Source organism: Kitasatospora sp. NPDC094016 (assembly GCF_040304045.1).
Lineage (GTDB): Bacteria > Actinomycetota > Actinomycetes > Streptomycetales > Streptomycetaceae > Kitasatospora.
In genome coordinates this window covers 21,525-41,042 of record NZ_JBEOUK010000044.1, presented here as the reverse complement: position 1 = coordinate 41,042, position 19,518 = coordinate 21,525, and the positions used below count along the sequence as shown (strand labels likewise).

The following is a 19,518-nucleotide window of genomic DNA, read 5'->3' as shown; positions in this document are numbered from 1 at the left end:
TAAATATGCCACCCCTCCTCGAGCAAGGAGGGGTGGCATGTCAATGAATGAAGCATAAAAGAAGATGGGAATCTAGGTGTGGCCCATCGGCGCGCCGAGGAGTGACACCCAAAGAAAGCGCCAAGTGAGAACGAGGTGAAAGTTCATGAATTACAGGCCGAGGATCTCGGGGGAATCCAGGGTTCCTAGAGCGCGCGGAGGGGTGGACTATCTAGTTGCCTGCCGCCGCGTCGCCCTGGCCGAAGCGGCGGCGGTATTTCCGTCCTTCTGCATAGGAAGTCGGCCAGGTCGACTTCCTATGCAGAAGGATGGAAGGCTGTGGGTCAAATCGCATTTTCTTTTACCGTCCCGCCGCGATCATGATTGCGGCGGGACGGAACGCAATGCAGGGCGATCAGGGAACGGACGAGAAAGGCGGGCCCGCATCACTGGACGCGGGCCCGCCCCCAAGGCCCGAGCCCGTTGCGCCCTTCGCGGCCCGCTCTCGCCGGCATGACTGGAAGGCGGGTTCGGGGATGGTGGGAGGAGTATCGCGACTTGCCGTAGCCCCCGGCCGCAGCATCAGACTCCGCGAGAGCGATGACTCCGACGCCATCATCACCACAACGCCCGACAGGCTCGGCGCCCTCCTGCGCGGCATCGAGGAAGGCGAGTTCGACCACCTGGCAACGTCATTCCTCCCAGGCTGGGCCGCCTGCGCCTACCGAGAGCCGACGCGGGAACCTCCCCTTGGCTGGCCGCGTCGCCTTGGCCTGTGACGCGGCCTGCCCTGACGAGGTAGCTTCCTGGTAGCACCGCAGGCCCATCGAGCGGCCAGGCGGGCGCGAGCCTGGGAGGGCCGCAATGCTGGAAGAGCGCGAGTCGATCGGCAAGCGGGTGCGACGGGCACGGCTCCGGCTGGGCATGACCCAGGCCGATCTGGCCGCCACGCTCGGCAGGACCCAGGGCTGGGTGTCGAAGGTTGAGAAGGGCGTCATCGAGCTCGATCGGGCCGGCATCATCAACCAGCTCGCAGCCGCCCTGCACTGCCACCCCAACGACCTCATAGAGCGGCCCTTCGTCGCCGGCAAGGCGTCGGAGAACCAGTGGCAGGTGTCGGCGGCCGCCATTCTGCGGGAGCTTCGCCGGTACGATCTCACGCCCGTCTTCGACGGCCGGCCGCGTCCAGCGGCGGAGCTGTGGCGCGAGACGGAGCGTCTGCACCGACTGCGGGACAGCGCCGCCAACGTCGCCATCATGAGGGTGCTTCCGGACATGCTCCGTGAGGCGCGAGCCCTGGCCGAAGTGTCCACTGGTCACGAACGCGAAGAGGCGTTCGCGATCTACGCGATCGAGTGCAAGTTCGCCCACACGGCCGCCCATGTGCTCGGGCACCCCGAACTGGTCGCGATGGCCTGTGAGCGGGCCGCCTGGTCGGCCCGCCTGTCCGGCGACCCGGTGATGGGGGCGGTCGCAGACTGGATGCGCGTGTGGGACATGTGGGCCACCGCGGATTGGGACGACGCACTGGCTCTGTCCGACAAGGCGCTCAGTCTCGTCGAGGACCAGTTCAGCGCCAACGACCCACTGGCGGTGCGAGCTTGGGGGACGCTGCACCTGCGGGCGGCCGTGTCGGCCGCACGTGCCGGCCACCGGCTGGAGGCCGAGGAGCGCATCCAGCAGGCTTACATGGCCGCCGAGTTGATGGACGGAAGCCGGGCCGAGCCTCCCTTCGACCGGCACTCGCTGACCTTCTCCAGCGGAAACGTCCAAATCCACGCTGTATCGGTCCAGTTGGAGATGGGCGATCACGCTCAGGCGCTGATCCTCAACGAGCGCGCCGACCCCGCGAAGGTCGCCGCCCTTCCCGGCTCCCGACGAGGTCACCACCACATGGACCTGGCCCGTGCCTGGCTGTGGGACGGCAACCGGGACAAGGCGGTTCAGTCCCTGGAGGCAGCCGAGAAGGTCGCCCCGCAGCTCGTGCGCAACCACCCGATTGCGCGCGCCACCCTTCGGAAGATCGTCTACGCGGAGCGCTCGGCCACCCGGGAGAAGCTCCGGCGCATGTCGGACCGCTTCCACCTGGACGGATAGGGCGGTATTCCGCTGATTCATATTCAGCCGTAATCGCACACTTACCGTCTGTGGGCATGAGCGGACGACGCACAGCCCACGAGGAAGCGCACGACGCCGCACAACCCTGGACGCTCCGCCTCGGCGATCTCGCTCACGACACCGCCGCCGGCAAGGCGGGCGTCGTCGTGGACGTACCCGGCGAGGGCGTCTACAGCTACCACCTGCGCCCGGAGGGCGCCGGCGGTGAGAAGGAGTGGACCGCCCCGAAGGACGGATCCACCCTCCGCCCCGCCACCGCCCAGCGGCAGGCGGACGAGCGGTGACCACCGACATCGCACCCTTGCGCCGCGCCGCCATTGGCCGCCATCTCGGGTGCCACCGTGACGTGCTGGGCGCTTCGCTCACCGCGCAGTGGGGCGTAGGGCACATCGTCACGCTCGCGTTGCTCGGAGTTGCCGCCGAACACCAGCTGGCCGGCGACCACCCCGTCGCGGCGCCGCCCGCCCGCGCAATTCCCGATCCCGAACCAGTCGACTGACGCGGTTTCGCGCGAAGAGCAGGAGAGATGATGACCACTGCAGCCCCGATCGAACGGTCGCCGGCCCGCGCGGCCTGGGAAGAGACCGGCACCGTCGTCGTGCCGGGAGTCCTGGAGAGAGCCCGTTTCGAGGCGATCCAGGCCGAGACGCTGAGCCGACTCGACCTGACCACCCCGTACGTGCGCGAGGAAGCGACCGCGCACCGGGACGGTTCCTTCGCCTCCCCCGTGCACTGCGGCTTCCTCCCGGCCGGTCCCGAGCTGGAACGGTTGGCCTACGACAAACAGTTGCTCGCCGCCTTGCGCGTGGCGACCGGGCTGAGCCGTCTGGTGCCGCGTGGCGGCGCCGTCGTGGTCTACCACGAGGGCGACTTCCAGGGCCTGCACACGGACACGGTGAAGGCCACCGCCACGGTTGGCCTCGCGCTCACCAACGGTCTGCCCGCGATGGGCTGGGCGCCCGGCTTGCGCGACGCGCACCCGGACCGGCTCGCCGAGGTCATCGCCGAACACGGCCTCTTCCCCGAAGGCGATGGCTTCACCGAGCTGGCCCACCCGTACGCGGACGGCTCGGTCCGGGCGTTCGCCGGCTACAACGTGCCCCACTGGCGTCGAAGGCACCCCGGCCAACTCGACTTCCTCGCGACGCTCTCCTACATGGACCTGTGAGGAGACCGGCGATGTTCCGTCAGACATGGCTGGCCGAGGGTCGGGCCGAGGTCCCCGCCGAGGCGATCGACCCCGGGCTCTGGGACGAGATCGCCGCCGAGGCCGAGCGATCCGAGCCGCACGCCGTGGTCCGGCACAACCAGCGACCGGGTCTGCTCGTGATGCGGGACGGCTCGATCACTTCGCCGCAGCGCTGCAAGGTCCACCCCGGCGGCAAGGCCCTCACCGCCCTCGCGATGTCCAAGGCCCTCGCCGAGGTAGCCGGCGAGGCCACCGGCCGCGCCCGGCTGACGCCGATCCGCTACGGCTTGAAGTTCTACAGCCCCGGCGACTACATGCACGTCCACCGCGACGACGGCAAGTGCGGCATCACCTTCAGCTGCGGCCTCACTCCGGGGCTCGGCGCGATGGGCTGGCTGCCCGACCTGCGCTGGCTGAGCACCCAGCAGGTCGCCGACCGGCTCACCGACACCCCCTACCCGACCGGTGGTGAGGAGTTCCCGATCCGCCACCGCGCCCTCACGGGATTCGACGGAAGCCGAATCCCCCACTGGCGTACCCCGCTCGACTCCCAGTCGCGCGAGGTGCTGATCACCATCTGCTTCACCGACCTCTCGGTGCAGCAGTAACCCGCCTTCCCGAAGGAGCAACCGTGCCCAACATCGAGCACGTCACCCCGCAGATCGACCCGGCCGACTTCGTCGCCGAGCTGCACGCGGACGGCGACCTGCCGCAGAACGTCGGCGGCGACCCGTCGGTGCCGGATTCCGCCTTCCCCGACACCCACGTCTACCAGCAGCCGGGCCTGTGACCGTCCGCTGACCGACAGTCGGGTCGACCAGTGGTGCCCGGCCGGCGGACGCCCCACACGACCTGGGCGTTTACGGCCGGGCACCGCCGCCCCCAACGAGGAGAGCCATGCGCAAGACGTACTTCGCGGGCACCCACCGCACCCGGCACCCGGCGGACACCTGGCAGGCCATCAAGCCCCTGCTCGGCGACTACGGCATCACCCGTGTCGCCGACGTCACCGGGCTCGACACCATCGGCATCCCCGTCACCATGGCCATGCGGCCCCTCGCCCGCACCCTGTCGGTCGCCCAGGGCAAGGGGGTCACGCTGGACGCCGCGCGCGTATCCGGCGCGATGGAGGCCATCGAGGCGTGGCACGGCGAACACGCCGTGCCCGCCGCTGCCGTCCTCCAGGCGCCGGCCTGCGGGCTGATCCTGCCCTACCGTGTGACCGATCTCGACCAGCACCCGGGAAGTCTGCTGACCGATCGCAGCGTGCTCGACTGGATTCCCGCCCGGTCCGCGCTGGACGGCACCCCGGCCCTCGTTCCCTCCGCCTGCGTCCAGCTCGGTCGCGAGACTCGCACCGACTGGCGGATGCACCTGCCGAGTTCCTCCACCAATGGCCTCGCCTCCGGCAACACCCGCGCCGAGGCCGTCACGCATGCCCTGTACGAGTTGATCGAGCGCGACGTCGTCAGTGACCTCGCCGACCGCTCCGGCACCCGAAGCGCCGGCCGCATCGACCCGGCGAGCGTCACCGAACCGTACTGCCGTCAACTGCTCGATCTCCTCGACGCCGCGCGGGCCTGGGTCGAGCTCTGGCACCTGCCCAACCGCTACGGCGTCCCCGTCATGGCCTGCTACCTGTGGCGCGAGGACCAGCCCGTCACCCTGGTCAGCGGAACCGGCGCCCACCTAGCCCCCGCCGTAGCGCTGTCCCGGGCCATCACCGAGGCAGCGCAGTCCCGCCTCGCCCAGATCACGGGAAGCCGTGAGGACATCCCCGCCGCCGTCCACCGCGCGGGCCGCACCCACCGTGGCCCCACGACGCCGGACCGAGCGGGGGAGCCGTGGGACCAAGCCGTGTGCGAGTACAGCCCGGCCGCGCCGGAGCAAGACCATGAGGAAGCCCAGCACCTGGCCGGTCTCGTCGCTGCGGTGGCCCAGGCCGAGCCCATGCTCGTCGAACTGACCTGGGGGCCGTACACGCGCAGCGAGTTCGCGGTGGTCAAGGTCGTCGCGCCGGGCCTGCGGTACAGCTCGCGGCACACCGTCCCGCGCCCGCAGGAGGCCGCAGCGTGACCACCCACGTCTTCGCCGGACCCACCATCTCCGCCTCCCGCGTTCGGGAGATCCTCCCCGGTGCTTTCTGCCACCCGCCGGTCAAGCACGGTGACCTCCTGGCGCTCGCCGCCTCCCCGGACGACACGGTCGTGATCATCGATGGTCTCTGGCACCAGAGCGCCCCCGTGCGGCACAAGGAGATCCTCGCCTTGCTGGCCGCTGGGACCACCGTCGTCGGTGCCGCCAGTATGGGGGCCTTGCGCGCCGCCGAACTCGCGTCCTACGGCATGCACGGGGTCGGGCAGATCTACCGGGACTACCTCACCGGCCTCCTGGAGGCCGACGACGAGGTCGCCGTCCTGCACAGCCCCACCGACCAACGCCTGTCCGAGGCCCTGGTGAACATCCGCGCCGCCCTCACCAGGTGCACGGCAGCCGGTGTGATCACAGGCGACGAGGCCGCCGCGCTCCTCGCCATCGCCCGCCGCTTGCCGTACGACCGGCGCTCTTGGGCCGGCATCGGCCAACTGGCCCGCGCCGCATACCTCACCGACCTGCACGACCGCGCGAACGAGTGGCGCAAGACCAACCCCCACGACCTCAAACGCGAGGACGCCGAGGCCGCCCTGCTCCTGGTTGCCGAAGGTTCGCTGCCCGCGCCGTCGACGGGCCGGTGGCGGGACGGGCCTTGGCGGACGAGCTTCGTGCGGTACTGGACCGCAGGCCATCAGCCGGGCCCGCACGGCGTGCCGCTCCTGGCAGTCCTCCACCACCAGCAGCTCTACGACTCCGGCTTCCCCGCCCGCTGGCGCAGGCGCGTGCTGGCCGCAATCACGGGAGGCCCTGCCACCGACGCTCTGCTCGTCATGGCGGCGATGAGGACGGCCGCCGAGGCCGGCCTCGACCTGACTCACCTCACCCCAGCGCAGACGGCGCACTGGCTCACGCCGGACGAACTCCTCCTCGACCCCAACGAGGCACTACTGCGCATCATCGTCCGGTCGGCCCGGCTCGACGGAGCCTGGACCGTATGGCCCGCCACCTGGGACGAGGCCGAGGGGCTGCTCCAGAACGCCGAGTCGGCTGCCAGCACTGTGGCCACCGCGTTTCGCCTCAACGACGCTGTCGAGACGGCCGATCCGCGGCGGACCACCGCTCACCTCGACCCGGAGCGGATCGGCCGGCACCTGCGCGACAGCTGGGGTCTGGCCGAAGGCGCGACCAGCGCCGCCCTCGACGCGGCGGCCCGGGACAGGGCATTCCGCGACTTCGCCGGAGCCGTCGAGGTCGCCCGCGCCTTCTACCTGCACAGCAGAGCGGCGACCGCGTGAAACAGCCGCCGCCCTGAGGGGTCAGACGCCGACCACGGCCGCCAGCTCGGCCTCGATTGCCGGGAGTTCGGCCAGCATTCGGCGGGCCGCCACCGTCCGCAGGTGCCAGAACCTCGCGTAGATCCCCCGGCCCTGCAACTGGTTCTCCCCGTACAACGCATCCACCCCGAACCAGGAGGTCAGGTTGTGCAGCAGCGCCATCCGCGCCGCGTACACCAGCTCCGGCCGGGTCTCGGCCGGGACGTGCTCCGCGTACGCCGCCACAGCCGCCGTGGCACTCCTCCGCCAGTCCGAGGACTCGGCCACCGTGAACGGCTCGAAGGCGACCCGGCCCAACTCCCAAGTCGGGAAGGCGATCCTGGCTTGGATGTCGATCACACCGACCAACTCATCCTTGCTGTTCCACAGCAGGTTCGCGCCGGTCGCGTCGAAGTGGACGATCTGCTCGCGCGGGGACGCCGGGAGCTCCGCCTGCAGCGTGCCTAGGGCATCCAGCTGGGCGATCCGCTCCTCGACCTCCGCCCGCCGTGCCAGGTCGTCCCCGTCCGGCTCCACCACGGCGTCGATCAGGGCCAGCAGCTCCCGACCCCGCTCCTGCAACACGCCCGCGCGGTGGGACCACCAGTGGTTGGTGTTCTCCTTGAACCCCTCCTGCGGGTGGCCAGCCAGCGCGTTGTGCAGCCGCCCGAGTGCGTCCCCGATCTGCTCACCGTGGGCCGGCGTGTACGGCAACTCCAGCGAGGCGCCGTCCACCCAGTCCCACAGCGAGACCGCCACCTCGCCATGCCGGGCGATGCTGCGCCCCCGCAGGTCGGCGTGCACCCCGGGGAACGGACTGCCAGCCTCCCGGCCAAGCTCCGACACCGCGATCCGCCCGGCCATGACGTCCAGGTTCGCCCGGCGCGGGTAGGCCTTGACGAACAAGGGCCCCCGCTCGGTCTCGGCCGCGAAGTTGTCTGTCTCCGTCCCGAGCGGGATCACGGTCACTGCGGCATCGCGCAGGCCGTACGCCTCGGCGAGAACCTCGGCGACCTGCTCGGCGGAGACCTCGCCAGGCGACGGTGAAGAGGAAGGAGAAGGCACAAGTACTCCCAGAGCGGGGCATTTCAGACGGCCGACGCCAGCCTACCGACCCAGCACCCGTGACTCCCGCACTTCCCGGAAACAGGCACCGGCCTTCCGCTCACCCGAGGAGTCACACGTGTACGTCCGCCCTGCCACACCCGACGACGCCCCCGAACTCGCCCGCATGCGAGCCGCGTTGCTCCGAAAGCCCGGCGAAGGCACTGCATGGCGCGGCGGACCCTTGATTCCGCCTGGCGTCGGCATCGAGAGGCCGGACGAGGCGGCGGTCCGACAGGCCGCCGCCCTCCTCGATCTGGACTACTCCGGGGCCCGCTTCGGCAGCGTCGACGAGATCTACAAGAGCGAGGCCGGCCGCGACATCCTCACCGAACCCACCCTCCTGTTCGCCGACGCCGCAGACAGAGCCGAGTCCTTCTCGTAGCTCCTGAACCGGACAGCGCGAAGCCCCGCTCCCACCGTGGACGCCCACCAGCCGGGACGCCTGTTTGTTGCCGTAGCCCTGATCCACGAGCCGGAAGTGTTCCGCCCGCTCGATGCGGAGCTTCCTACGCCCCTGCGGCTTCCGGTCCCTGCGGATCTTGAAGTCCATCGCATCCCCTCAGCTGGGGTGTTGCGACGACCAACAGAACCCGAGGTGGTGGGAGCGGGGCTTTCGACCTGAAACGTTACGGCTTGGCGAGGTCGTCGGCCGGCCTCGGCGCCGGTATCGGCTCGGTCGCCCGGTACCTGGGCGAGGTCGGGTCGGACAGTGCGGACGGCGGTGCCGGTTCGGTCGCGGGGGAGATCACCACCCCGGTGGCCGGGGCCGCCGTCGCCGCGGCGGCCACCGGCTCGGCCTCCTCCTTGACCTTGATCCCGGCCTGGTCGAAGGCCGTCTTCAGGCGCTGGCGCAGCGCCCGGGACACCGCCGGCGCCTTGCCCGGCGCGGTCCGCGCCTCGATCCGCACCATCACCGAGTCCGCCGCGACCGACTCCACGCCCAGGACGGACACCGGCGCCCAGACCAGTTCGTCGTACGGCGACTCCTTGGACAGCGCCTCGGCCGTCTCCTGGATCAGGTCCTCGACCCGCAGCAGGTCCTCCTTGTACCCGACCTGCACGTCCACCGAGGCGGTCGACCAGCCCTGGCTCATGTTGGCGATCCGCTTCACCTCGCCGTTGCGGATGTACCAGATCTCGCCGTTGGCCCCGCGCAGCTTGGTCACCCGCAGGCCGACCTCCAGCACCGTGCCGGCGGCCACCCCGGTGTCGATCTCGTCGCCGACGCCGTACTGGTCCTCCATGATCATGAAGACCCCGGAGAGGAAGTCCGTCACCAGGTTGCGGGCGCCGAAACCGATCGCCACACCGGCCACACCGGCGCTGGCCAGCAGCGGCGCCAGGTTCACCCCCAGCGCGGACAGCACCATCAGCGCGGCCGTGCCCAGGATGGAGAACGACGCCACGCTGCGCAGCACCGAGCCGATCGCTTCCGACCGCTGCTGGCGCCGCTCCGGGTTCACCACCCCGGTGTTGGCCAGCAGCCCGCCGAGCCGGCTCTCCTCGTGGTGGTCGTGCGAGCGCGCCATCCGCGTGATCAGCTGGGTGATCAGCTTGCGCACCACGGCGCGCAGCACCAGGGCCAGCAGCACGATGAAGACGATCCGCACCCCGCCGGCCAGCCAGCCCTGCCAGTGCGTGTCGAACCAGCTGGCAGCCTGCTTGGTGGTGTCGCTGACCTCCTGCGCGCTGGTCGGGATTCTCAGGTCCAGCTGCGGCAGCTGCGGCGCGGTCGGGCTCGGCGCCGGTGTCGGAGTGGAGAGCGTCGAGGACGCGTCGGCGATACCGGTGGCGCCGGAGCGGAACACGTGCGGGCCTTCCTGCAAGGGGGGGGGTGGCGGGCCCGCGCCGCGGCACGCGGCCCGCGGACCGTCCGCCTCAGCCTAACCGGCGCCGAACACCCGACCGGACACGCCGAAGGGCGTACGAAGCAACACGAACGCCCCGTCAGCGCACCGGTGCGCTCCCCCGGACGACGGGGGCGGCCGCTGCTCCGACCGGCCGAGCGCTCCCCCGGGAGGGCCACGGGCGGCACCCCGAGGGCACCCGGGTGCAACCCGACCTTCCCCAGGGCATACCGGCTATGACAGAAGCCACACCCGAAGTTCACACCAGGTCCGTTACACAGGAGTGGTGGCGCCGTACAAAGGCGTAAGGCGACACTGGGGGAGATCGCGCACCAGTTGTGCGATCCAACCGCTCGTCCCGGCGCGAGCCACGCGCCGCAGGCGTCCAAGGAGGCATCCGTGCCGCATGTCCTGGTCCTCAACGCGTCCTACGAGCCACTCGGCGTCGTATCGATGCGCCGCGCACTCATCCTCGTCCTCAACCACAAGGCGGTCAGCCTGGAGGACTCGGAAGTCACTCTGCACAGCGCCACCAGCGCCCTTCCGGCGCCGTCCGTCGTCCGCCTGACCCGCTTCGTCCGGGTCCCGTTCTGCGGGCCCGTCCCGCTCACCCGCCGGGCGCTGTTCGCCCGTGACCACGGCCGCTGCGTCTACTGCGGGGCCGCCGCCACCAGCGTCGACCACGTCATCCCGCGCAGCCGGGGCGGCCAGCACCGGTGGGACAACGTGGTGGCGGCCTGCCGCCGCTGCAACCACACCAAGGCCGACCGCCACCTCACCGAACTCGGCTGGCGGATGAAGCGCCCACCGGCCCCGCCCAGCGGCCTCGCCTGGCGGATCATCGGCACCGGCATCAAGGACCCGCGCTGGCGCCCCTACCTGGAGCCGTACGGCGGCTCCGACCAGCTGCGCGCCCCGCAGTGGGGCGAGTACGAGCACCTCGACCATACCGAGCAGGGCCTCCCCGTCCCGCTCGGGCGGGCGCACTCGGCCCACTCCGCCCCCGTCCACCGCGGTGAGCAGCCCGAACCGCTCTCCGCCTGACCCCGCTCCACAAGGGCCAGCCCGTCATACCGTCGGTACGCCTCATGGGCCGCCGCGCCCCCCACCGGGGAGCACGGCGGCCCGCCGCGTTGTCCGGTGGGGGCGCGGCGGCTACTGCTTCGGCGGCGCTGTCCCACCCGTCGTCCCGCCTGTCGCACCGCCTGTCGTCCCGCCCGCAGTCCCGCCCGCCGGGGGCGTGGCCGGGGCGCTCGGAGCGGTCGGGGCCGTCGGCGGGGCCGTGGGCGCGGTGGTGGCGCCGCCGCCCGGCTGGGCCGGGGGGACGGTCGGCGGCTGCGCCGGGGCGGGCGGGGTGACGGCGTACAGCTCGACGCCCCACAGCGAGTAGCCGTACTTGTTGGCCCGGGCCACGCCCTGCACCCGGAGGAACCGGGCGCCCGGCGCGTCGAAGCGCACGGTCTCGTCGCCGCCCTTGCCGTTGTCCACCGTCGCCGCGTCGGTCCAGGTGGTGCCGTCCGCCGAGACCTGGAGCCGGTAGGCGGCGGCGTACGCGGCCTGCCAGTGCAGCACCGCCGCGCCCAGGTGGGTCGCCTGCGGCAGTTCCAGCTGCACCCAGGCGTCGTCCTTGGCGGGGGAGGACCAGCGGGTCTTCGGGTCACCGTCGGTGACCGCCGAGGCGGGGAAGTCCGGCGTCTCGTCGCCCGAGGAGGTGGCCTTCGCGCGGAGCGCCAGGTCCGGACCGCTGGTCGGCGGCACCACGTGCACCTGGAGCACCTGCTTCACGGTGGTGGCGCCGGCCACGAACTGCACCGGCACCTGGTACGTCCCGAACGGCGTCCCGGGAGCGGCGCTGACCAGCAGCGGCACGCCGATGCGGCCGCCGCGCGGCACGGTCACCCCGGCCGCCGGGGTCACGGTCAGTCCCTTGGCCTCGGGCGGCACCTCGGTGTGCAGCTCGCCGCTGGTCCCCTCGGGCCGGCCGGCCTCGACGGTGGCCCGGGCCTGGGCGGGCGCGGCGGCGCCGGTCACCACGTCCAGGGTCGGGTCGGACAGGCTGAGCCGGGCCGCCGGGACGTCCGCGTACCAGGGGATCACCTGGTTGACCACCGGCGGGTCGCCGCCCGGCTTCCAGGTCAGCCGGAACGCGTCGGCGGCCTGCCCGCCGGCCGGCAGCTCGTTGTAGCCGGGCTGCACGGTGCCGATGTCCGTCCAGCCGCCGTCCGAGCGGCGCACCGAGACGGTGGCGGTGGCGTGCACGCCGGGGTCGGTGAGCACGGTGAGCCGGTCGAGCGGGCGGGCGGCGCCCAGTTCGACGGTGAGCGGCTCGTCCTGCGCGGTGGGCGGCTTGGCGGCCCGGTACGCGGTGTCCGGGTTGCCGTCCAGCACCGCGGACGCCGAGGAGCCGGGCAGCGCGGCGGGTCCGCCGGTGACGCTGGCGGGGGCGTCGTCGGGCGCGGTGACGCTGAACTCGCGCACCGCGACGGCGGTCTTCTGGGCGGCGGTGGCCCGCAGCCGCACGGCCCGCACCACCGAGCCGGCCGGCAGCTTGGCGCTGACCGACTTCTGGTTCTTGACCACGGCGAGCTGCTTCCAGCCGCCCTCGCCGGTGCTGTACTCCAGCACGCCGTCGTGGAGGTAGTCGTCGACCGCGCTCCGGCCGTCCGGCCCGTTGCCCCAGGAGCCCATCAGCACGGTGACGGTGCCGACCGGGCGCCCGCCGCCGAGGTCGACGCCGACCGCGTCGCCGGGCTGCGGGGGAGCGGAGCTCCAGTAGAACGTGTCGGCCGCGCCGTCGGTCATCAGCGCCGGCAGGTGGTCGTGCGCGGTGCCCATGGTGGTGGTCGGGGTGATCCCGCCGCCGGCCACCCCGGCCCAGTTGTCGGCGGCCCCGACGGCCCGCTCCAGGAACGGGTCGAGCACGCCCGCGCCGATCGTGGCCGGGCTCTGCGCGAGCTGCTCGCGCAGCCGGTTGAGCTCCACCCGGGCCTTCCAGGCGGCCGCGCCGTCGCCGCCGTGCTGGGCCAGCAGCATGTCCAGCGCGGACTGCCCGGCCAGCCCGTAGTCGTGCAGAGGGGCGAGCCAGGGCGCGGCCTCGGCGGCGAGCTGGGCGGTGGCCTGGGTGCCGGTGAGGGTCTGCTGGGCGGTGGCCATCGCGGCGAAGGCGTCCCGCAGGGGCGCGGCGGCCTCTATCAGCTTGGCGAGGTCCGACGCGGTGCCCGAGGTGGGCTCGGCGGCGGCCCAGAACCGGTCGAGCAGCGGCGTCAGGTAGCCGGACTCCTGCTTGGACAGCGGCGAGGAGGAGCTGTTGCCGGCCAGCGCGGTGACCGCGGACAGGGCGGTGCCGGCGGGCGTGCCGCCGGCGCCGGTCGGGCCGGCGAGCGAGCGCACCGCGGCCTGCCAGGAGTCCTCCGGCCGGTAGCCGGCCGGGTTCCAGGCGAAGTCGCCGGCCGTGGCGAGGGCGATCCGGGAGGCCACCGGCTGCTGCATGGCACCGGTGAGCATCACCGCCGAGCGGGTGGCCACCTCCGGTTCGCGCCCGGTGTAGGCACCGAGGAAGAGCCGGTCCGGGCTGGCGTCGTTGACCGGGTAGTTGTCCATGGTGACCAGCGGGTGGCCGTACAGGTCGCCGGTCTCGGCGGCCTGGGCGCCGGTGATCTTCTCCGGGATCACCCCGCCCCCGCTCCAGGCCACCTGCACGCCGTCCGGCAGCGCCGCGGCCAGCGCCTTGCGGTACGGCGTGACGCCCTGCTTGTGGTACTCGGTGGGCACCACGGACAGCGGCGCCAGGCCCGGGTTGCGCGCGATCAGCCGGTCCCGCACCTTGGTCACCAGCGCGGCCTGCGCCTTGGCGGCCGCGGCCGGGCCGGTGCCGTAGGTGTCGCGGTCGTCGCCGCAGTGCCACTCGTCGTAGCTGACGTCCAGGAACTGGAGCTGGAAGGCGGTGAAGCCGAGCTTGCGCAGCCCGTCCAGCTTGGCCACCAGCGCGTTCACGTCCTTGCCGGAGCTGAAGCAGAGGGACTGCCCCGGGTCGATCGCGTAGCCGAGCGTGACGTGGTTGCGCCGGGCCGCGGCGCCCAGTTCGCGCAGCTCGTCGGCCTGGGCGGCGGGGTAGGCGTCGCGCCAGCGGGAGAGCCGGAACGGGTCGTCACCGGGGGCGTAGAGGTAGAAGTTCTGCTTGGAGCGGCCGAGGAACTCCACCTGGTCGAGCCGCTGCTGCGCGGTCCACGGGCTGCCGTAGAACGCCTCCGCGGTGCCGCGCACCGGCGCGCCGCTCGGCCAGTCCCGCAGCGTGATCCCGGGCAGGCCCAGCCCGGCGGCGCCCGGCGCCTGCCCCTGCCCGGCCGGGACGGCGGCGAGCAGCTGGCGCAGGCTCTGCGCGGCGTAGAAGGTGCCCGTCGCGTCCGCGCCCGCCAGTACCACCGCGCCGTACGTCCCGCCGCCCCGGGCCGGCAGCTGACCGGCCGACAGCACGTACCCGCCGGCCAGCATGCCCGCGGTCGAGGGGGCGGCGCCGTCCTTGCCGCCGGCCGCGGCGGACAGCGCGCGCAGCGCCCGGTCCGTCCCGCCGTCGGCGGCCTCGGCCGGTCCGCCGACGTACACCACCAGCGACCCGGCGGCCGGCGCGTCGACGTCCGGCTGCGGGGTGACGGTCGTCGCCCCGGCGATCTCCAGTACCTCCCGGACGGCGTCCAACGCCCCGAGGTCCGCGTCCGGCGCCGGCACCAGCGTCACCGCGGCCGGCACCGCGACCGGCTTGCCGGCCACCGTCTGCTCCTGCGGCCGCGGGAACACCTGCGGGTTCGTCATGCTCCCCAGCGGCGTCTGCGGCGCGCTGCTCACCACGTCCGGCCCCGCCGACGCCGCGTACGCCGCCGACGGCATCGGTCCGGCCAGCAGTCCGCCGACCACCGCCGCCGCCGCGACGCCCGCCGCGATCTGCAGGGTCCGCCGCCCCGGCCGCCCCGCCGCCCGCCGGGCCCGCTCCGCCCGCCCCGACGCCAGCAGCGGTTCCGTCCCCTTGAGGCCGGCGATCAGCCGATCCGCCGTCCTGGGCGCCAGTTGACGGCACGTCCGCGCCGTGGCCCGCCGCGCCGCCAGCGCCGCCGGGTGGTACAGCACCTCCCGCAACGCCGCACTCCGCTCCAACCGCTGCCGCAGCCGCCGCCCGGCCACAACGGACACTCGGGCTTCCACAGGAGCCTCCTCGCCAGGCCTGGACCGCATCGCCGCAACCCCACCAGCTACCCAACCCGGTGTCAACGCGGCCGCCCGCTATGCCTTATTTAGCATCATTAGTCACTCTCTCTGTGCTTTCCCGACAACGCCCCGGGCCTGCCCCGCCGATTGGCGGAACAGGCCCGGTACGAGCTCAGGACGCGCAGCTCAGGAGCGCGGCGGAGCGGGCAGCACGGCTGTCCGCAGGGCAGGGACGGACCACTGCTGGGACGCCCCGAAGTGGCAGTCGTACAGCTGGAGCTGGTTGCCGTTCACGGCCTGCCACCCCGGGAGGTCCAGGCAGCGGCCCGAGGCCGGGTGGTACAGCGCGTTGTTGGCCAGCGGAATCCACTTCTGCGGGTCCGTGCCGTCGCAGACGTGGTACTCCATCTTCGTGTAGTTGCCCTTGCCGGCGTTCACCGGCGCCATGCAGCCGCCCAGCACGCGGACGGTGCCGTCGTTGCCGAGCGAGAACTGCTGCGAGGTGTCACCGTGGCAGCCCCACAGCTGGATCGCGGCGCCGTTGGCGGTACCGAAGCCGTTGTCGTCGATGCACATGTTCGCGTCGACGCCCGACCGGATGACACCACTGGTGCCGGGCGCGGTGGGCGCCACCGCGAAGGGGTAGACGGCGGTGCTGCTGATGTTGCCGTCGAAGGACGGGCTCGGCTGGTCGTTCTGCTTGTAGCGGCCCAGCACGAACGGGCCGGACGGTGCGGAGCTCTCGGCGGCCGAGTGGTAGCCCGTTCCGGCGAGAACCCCGTCCACGTACAGAGACATCAGCCCGGTTCTGCTGTTGTACGAGGCCGTGAGCTGGGTCCAGACGCCGACCCGGGAGTTCACGTTCGCGTTGGTGGTGCTCGTGTAGTGGAACGGCCATCCGCCGCCGTCGGCCCAGCTCAGCGCGAACCGCCAGGCCCCGGTGCCGCCGTCGTTGTAGAGCATGAAGTCGGCGGCGTGGTTTGCGGTCTGGGCGGCGACGACGCCGCCTGCCGAGCCGGACTTCACCCAGGTCGAGACGGTGAAGCTCTTACGGGTGTCGACCACCGGACCTTGCGTGGTGATGTTCGAGCCGTTGCCCGGGCTGAAGCCCGCGACCGTGGTGCCCTTCCCGCCCACGTTGTCCCAGCCCCAGTTGACGCCGGAGGCGGTGCCGTTGGCCTTGCCCTGGCCGTCCTTGACGGTGTTGCCACCGTCGGGCGCGGCCAGCCAGTTGGCGATCGGGCGGTCGAGGTTGCCGAGGACGACCGGATCCTTCTCCAGACCGGTCACCGTCGGCCCGCTGTTGACGTCGGACGCCTTGGTGCCGACGCCGGCCCAGGCGACCAGTTGGTTGTTGGTGTCGACGGCCCAGAGGTCCGGAACGCCGTCACCGGTGACATCGCCGTTGGAGCCGACCTTCGGATACAGCCTGTGGTCGACCCCGTTGGCCAGCCATCCCTTGGTGGGGTCGGTGAACCCGGAGCTGTCGAAGGTGTCCGGAACGCTGCCCTTGGCCAACTGGTAGGCGTGGATGGTTCCGTCGTTCCTGGACCGGCCCCACAGCGTGGGCACGTTCGTGCCCTTGGTCGGGCCGGGCGTGATCAGGTCATAGGAGTCCCAGGCCTGGCTCTGCGACAGCAGGATGGCCGGCCCGTCGAGGGTCTTGGCGCTGGACGACATGGCGAGCCACAGCCGGCTGCCCTCGACGAAGAGCAGGGAGGAACGGGGTAGCCCGTACAGTCCCGTCCCCTTCTTGACGGCGGTGTCGCCGGTGGGCGACCCGAACGCCGCGATCTGGGTGACCCCGGCCCAGGTGTCCTTGTTGCCGTAGTCGGCACAGGTGATCGACGTGCCGTCGGCCAGGTAGCAGTCCCTGGACTTGGACAGCGCCACCGCGCTCTGTCCGTCCAGGTGGGCGGCGATGTAGTCGTTGGCGTACAGGTACAGCTCGTCGGCGCCGGGCGCGTGTGCGATCAGGTCGTCGACGTTCTGCTCGCTGAACGAACCCCGGTGCGTGGTCTGGACGGTGCTCCAGCCGGCGGTGCCGGGGGCGGAGACGGGCTTGGCGTTCGGGGCCGCGTACGGGTCGGCGTTCGCCCCGATCATGCGCAGGGCGCCGGTGCCGTCCGGCAGCAGGATGTCGGCCTTGTTGTCGGCGTCGATGTCACCCATGATCGGCGCGGGGCCGTCGGGGTTGCTCGGGACGTAGTACGTGTACGCGACCGGCTGTGACATGTTGCCGGCGTTGTCCTGGGTCTGCAGGTAGAGGAAGTTGGTCCCCCAGTGCCAGGGGGTGTACTCCAGCTGGAAGCTGCCGTCGCCGTTCATCTTGACGATGTTTCCGCCGTCGGTGCAGTTCCACCCGGTGGCCGCGGCCTGGACGGGGTCCGTGGTCCACCGGGCGCAGGCCAGGCCGGAGGAGCGGCCGCCGGTGGTCGGAGCAGGGTCGGTGCCGGTCAGGGTGAAGACACCCTTCTGGCCGACGAGCTTCGGGTGGCCGCCGAGCGTGCCGGACTCGGGGAAGTCCGCCGAGGTGACGCGGGCGGTCGGCGGGGTCCGGTCGATGCGCAGGAAGCACATCTGGCTGTTGTCGCTGGTGAGCGTCCCGTCGGTGGTGGCGGCGAACCAGCCGTACTGGTGACCATCGATCAGCGAGCCGACGTTCACGTTCTTGCGGCCCCAACCCGATGTCCAGCCGGTCTCGTAGAGCTTCGAGGAACCGTTGTCGTCGTCGTCCCAGATCTTGAACGTGGTCCAGAGTTGCTCGTTGGTCGGCGACCAGGTGTCCACGCTCAGGTTGATGTCGGTGTTGATGCCGAGCCAACCCGGGTTGTCCCACGGGTGGGCGGTGCCGGGAGTCTGGCACTGGTCGAAGGCCGCGTCCCGGGCGAATCCCGGGGTCGGGCTGATGACCGGGGTGCCGATGCGGGGCGTGAAGTCGTAGGTGACGACGATGTGCGGGTTGTTGGCGAACCGCTGGCGGTAGAACTTGTAGTCCTCGTTGTCGGGCGCGAACAGGAAGGTCCAGCCGCTCCAGTGCTCGCGCGCCGCCTGCGCCATCTGGCTGTAGACGTTGAACTCGATGCCGCCGGCCCCCTTCATCCAGGTCATGCCGACCTTGGAGCAGTTCGACAGCTCGGGACAGGGTTGGGCCTCCCAGCGAGTCCACTGGTTGATCGGGTTGTTGTTGCCCGACCCGGTCGAGTAGAGGCCCATCGGCGTGGAGGTGGAAGGGCTCGACGACTGCGCGACGGTGGCGTAGAGCGTGGCGCTCTGTACGGCCGAATCCCAGAACACCGAGTTCAGACCGACCTGGAAGTAGGCCCGCTCGCGGCCCTCCTTCTCGCAGCGGTTGGCCGCGTCGATGTACCCGCAGTAGCCGGCCGCGGGCTTGTCCTGGCCGTACTGGGTGCCGTTGTACTCCGGGGTTCTGGGGTAGGCCTCCTGGACCTGCGCCCAGGCCTGGGCGCCGTTGTCGACGCTGGGGTTCCAACCCGGGTCGAGGTACCAGGGGCCGGTGCCCTGACCGAGCACCGAGGCGTCCGGCACCAGGTCGATGCCGCTGCCACTCACGCTGGTGGCCATCGGTGCCGTCCTGGCGTTGACACCGGGCCCCTTGCTGCTGGACTCGACCGGTATCGGCGTGTTGTCCGCGGGGGCCACCGCGGCGGCCTTGCCCTGGGCTCCGGTCTGGGACGCCGCAGCGGGTGTGGGTGAGGTCGCTGGGGTGGAGTCCCACATCGCCGGTGCCGGAGCGGTGAAGCGAGGCTTGCCGGACTCGTCCTCGGCCGTCAGGTTGCCGACGGCATCCGCCTTGACCGTCAACCCGTCGGCGACGGTGTCCAGGTGAAGGTTCTTGATCTTCGGGTTGGCCGCGGCCTGTGCGGTGCGGACGATCAGGACCTGGCGCCAACCGCCGGCGGTGGTGGCGCTCATCTCCAGATCGACGTCGGGCAGGACGGAGCGGTAGAGCGCGCTGTTTCCGTTGATCTCCGGTTTCGGCAGGTCGAACGGGGCCTTGAGTGACAGCTTCTTGCCGTCTGCTGTCGCCATGGTGGCCAGCGGTCCGCTGCCGCCGCCGGAGAGGGTCAGGGCGGAGGGGGCGGCCGTCGGCGCGAGTGTGCCGTCCGGGTTGGTCCGGAGGGTCGCGTCCACGGCACGCCAGGTGCCGTCGGCGTTCTTGACCCGCTCCGCGACCGAGGTGGAGTCGCTGGTCAGTGTGCCGTCCGGGTTGGCGGAGGTCTGGCTGCTGCCCGTGGTCAGCGCATCGACGATGACGGGTTTCCCGGTGCTCTTCGCCTTGGCCTGGGCCGCTCGTATCGCTTCGGTCTGCGCTGACCGGGGGTCGGTCTGGCCGCTCTTGGCCGGAGGCGCCGGGTGGGATGGCCAGGAGGTGTCGGCGGGGCCGTGGTTGCGGTCGGGGGGAGCCGCGAACGCGATGCTCGGAGCGGCCAGCAGGCCGACACCGAGGGAGAGCGCGGCCGTGCAGGCGAGTGGCAGAAGGGCCGCGCCGAATGTCCGGCTTCTCATGGTTCGCTTGGAAGCTGAAAGGGATGGAGGTTGTGGCCTCGGCATGAAGAACCTGTCGTCTTTGGTGATGTGAGTAGAGGTCAGCCGCACGCTGCCTTCACGCTCGTTCGACTGTCAAAGCATTTTGTCGACAAGGTGTCCG

The 19,518-nt window shown here is 71.7% G+C and carries 13 protein-coding genes and 2 pseudogenes; 10 read left to right on the top strand and 5 right to left on the bottom strand.

Annotation, left to right across the window (positions count from 1 at the left end):
• The first annotated feature begins 843 nt into the window (after positions 1-843).
• The 8 genes from ABT015_RS30420 to ABT015_RS30385 all read left to right on the top strand — a co-directional run bounded on the left by ABT015_RS30420 (position 844) and on the right by ABT015_RS30385 (position 6,675).
• Positions 844-2,076, top strand: a complete 1,233-nt coding sequence (locus tag ABT015_RS30420) for a helix-turn-helix domain-containing protein (RefSeq protein WP_350884758.1) — start codon at positions 844-846, stop codon at positions 2,074-2,076.
• A 56-nt stretch (positions 2,077-2,132) separates the two neighbouring features.
• Positions 2,133-2,381 (top strand): hypothetical protein, encoded by a 249-nt coding sequence (locus ABT015_RS30415; RefSeq protein ID WP_350884756.1) that lies wholly within the window; start codon positions 2,133-2,135, stop codon positions 2,379-2,381.
• Positions 2,378-2,596: a hypothetical protein gene (locus ABT015_RS30410; protein ID WP_350884753.1), complete on the top strand. Its 219-nt coding sequence runs from the start codon at positions 2,378-2,380 to the stop codon at positions 2,594-2,596. Before ABT015_RS30415 ends, ABT015_RS30410 begins: the two co-directional genes overlap by 4 nt.
• A 30-nt stretch (positions 2,597-2,626) precedes the next feature.
• Positions 2,627-3,265 (top strand): hypothetical protein, encoded by a 639-nt coding sequence (locus ABT015_RS30405; RefSeq protein ID WP_350884751.1) that lies wholly within the window; start codon positions 2,627-2,629, stop codon positions 3,263-3,265.
• An 11-nt stretch (positions 3,266-3,276) separates the two neighbouring features.
• Positions 3,277-3,894, top strand: a complete 618-nt coding sequence (locus tag ABT015_RS30400; protein ID WP_350884749.1) for a hypothetical protein — start codon at positions 3,277-3,279, stop codon at positions 3,892-3,894.
• A gap of 23 nt (positions 3,895-3,917) precedes the next feature.
• Complete coding sequence (locus ABT015_RS30395; protein ID WP_350884747.1) at positions 3,918-4,076, top strand: hypothetical protein; 159 nt, start codon at positions 3,918-3,920, stop codon at positions 4,074-4,076.
• A 107-nt stretch (positions 4,077-4,183) separates the two neighbouring features.
• The gene (locus ABT015_RS30390; protein ID WP_350884745.1) at positions 4,184-5,362 is read left to right on the top strand and encodes a YcaO-like family protein; all 1,179 of its coding nucleotides are present in this window, start codon (positions 4,184-4,186) and stop codon (positions 5,360-5,362) included.
• Positions 5,359-6,675, top strand: a complete 1,317-nt coding sequence (locus tag ABT015_RS30385; protein WP_350884743.1) for a TfuA-like protein — start codon at positions 5,359-5,361, stop codon at positions 6,673-6,675. The genes ABT015_RS30390 and ABT015_RS30385 overlap by 4 nt, the downstream gene beginning before the upstream one ends.
• Positions 6,676-6,696: 21 nt before the next feature.
• Here ABT015_RS30385 and ABT015_RS30380 read toward each other — a convergent pair whose 3' ends face one another.
• Entirely contained in the window at positions 6,697-7,758 is a 1,062-nt protein-coding gene (locus ABT015_RS30380; RefSeq protein WP_350884741.1) for a phosphotransferase enzyme family protein, read from the bottom strand.
• Between the two features lie 235 nt (positions 7,759-7,993).
• On the opposite strand from ABT015_RS30380, the pseudogene ABT015_RS30375 reads away from it, so the two are divergent.
• Positions 7,994-8,182: pseudogene (locus ABT015_RS30375) on the top strand (adenylyl cyclase); the annotation flags it as partial.
• A 24-nt stretch (positions 8,183-8,206) separates the two neighbouring features.
• On the opposite strand, the pseudogene ABT015_RS38040 reads toward ABT015_RS30375, so the two are convergent.
• Together ABT015_RS38040 and ABT015_RS30370 are read right to left on the bottom strand one after the other, a co-directional pair.
• A pseudogene (locus tag ABT015_RS38040) lies at positions 8,207-8,350 on the bottom strand (IS30 family transposase); the annotation flags it as partial.
• 76 nt (positions 8,351-8,426) lie between these two features.
• Complete coding sequence (locus tag ABT015_RS30370) at positions 8,427-9,608, bottom strand: mechanosensitive ion channel family protein (protein ID WP_350884739.1); 1,182 nt, start codon at positions 9,606-9,608, stop codon at positions 8,427-8,429.
• A 438-nt stretch (positions 9,609-10,046) separates the two neighbouring features.
• On the opposite strand from ABT015_RS30370, the gene ABT015_RS30365 reads away from it, so the two are divergent.
• The gene (locus ABT015_RS30365; protein WP_350884737.1) at positions 10,047-10,691 is read left to right on the top strand and encodes an HNH endonuclease; all 645 of its coding nucleotides are present in this window, start codon (positions 10,047-10,049) and stop codon (positions 10,689-10,691) included.
• 111 nt (positions 10,692-10,802) lie between these two features.
• Here the strand turns inward: ABT015_RS30365 and ABT015_RS30360 are convergent, their stop codons facing one another.
• Positions 10,803-14,843: a glycoside hydrolase family 84 protein gene (locus ABT015_RS30360; RefSeq protein WP_350884735.1), complete on the bottom strand. Its 4,041-nt coding sequence runs from the start codon at positions 14,841-14,843 to the stop codon at positions 10,803-10,805.
• Positions 14,844-15,032: 189 nt separating this feature from the next.
• A complete protein-coding gene (locus ABT015_RS30355; protein WP_350884733.1) occupies positions 15,033-19,376 on the bottom strand; it encodes a ricin-type beta-trefoil lectin domain protein in 4,344 nt (1,447 codons plus the stop codon).
• Positions 19,377-19,518: the final 142 nt, after the last annotated feature.

Bases quoted from the DNA above. Each gene is read 5' to 3' on its own strand.
- ABT015_RS30420 (WP_350884758.1), top strand. From the start codon at position 844: ATGCTGGAAGAGCGCGAGTCGATCGGCAAGCGGGTGCGACGGGCACGG.
- ABT015_RS30415 (WP_350884756.1), top strand. From the start codon at position 2,133: ATGAGCGGACGACGCACAGCCCACGAGGAAGCGCACGACGCCGCACAA.
- ABT015_RS30405 (WP_350884751.1), top strand. From the start codon at position 2,627: ATGACCACTGCAGCCCCGATCGAACGGTCGCCGGCCCGCGCGGCCTGG.
- ABT015_RS30400 (WP_350884749.1), top strand. From the start codon at position 3,277: ATGTTCCGTCAGACATGGCTGGCCGAGGGTCGGGCCGAGGTCCCCGCC.
- ABT015_RS30390 (WP_350884745.1), top strand. From the start codon at position 4,184: ATGCGCAAGACGTACTTCGCGGGCACCCACCGCACCCGGCACCCGGCG.
- ABT015_RS30355 (WP_350884733.1), bottom strand. From the start codon at position 19,376: ATGAGAAGCCGGACATTCGGCGCGGCCCTTCTGCCACTCGCCTGCACG.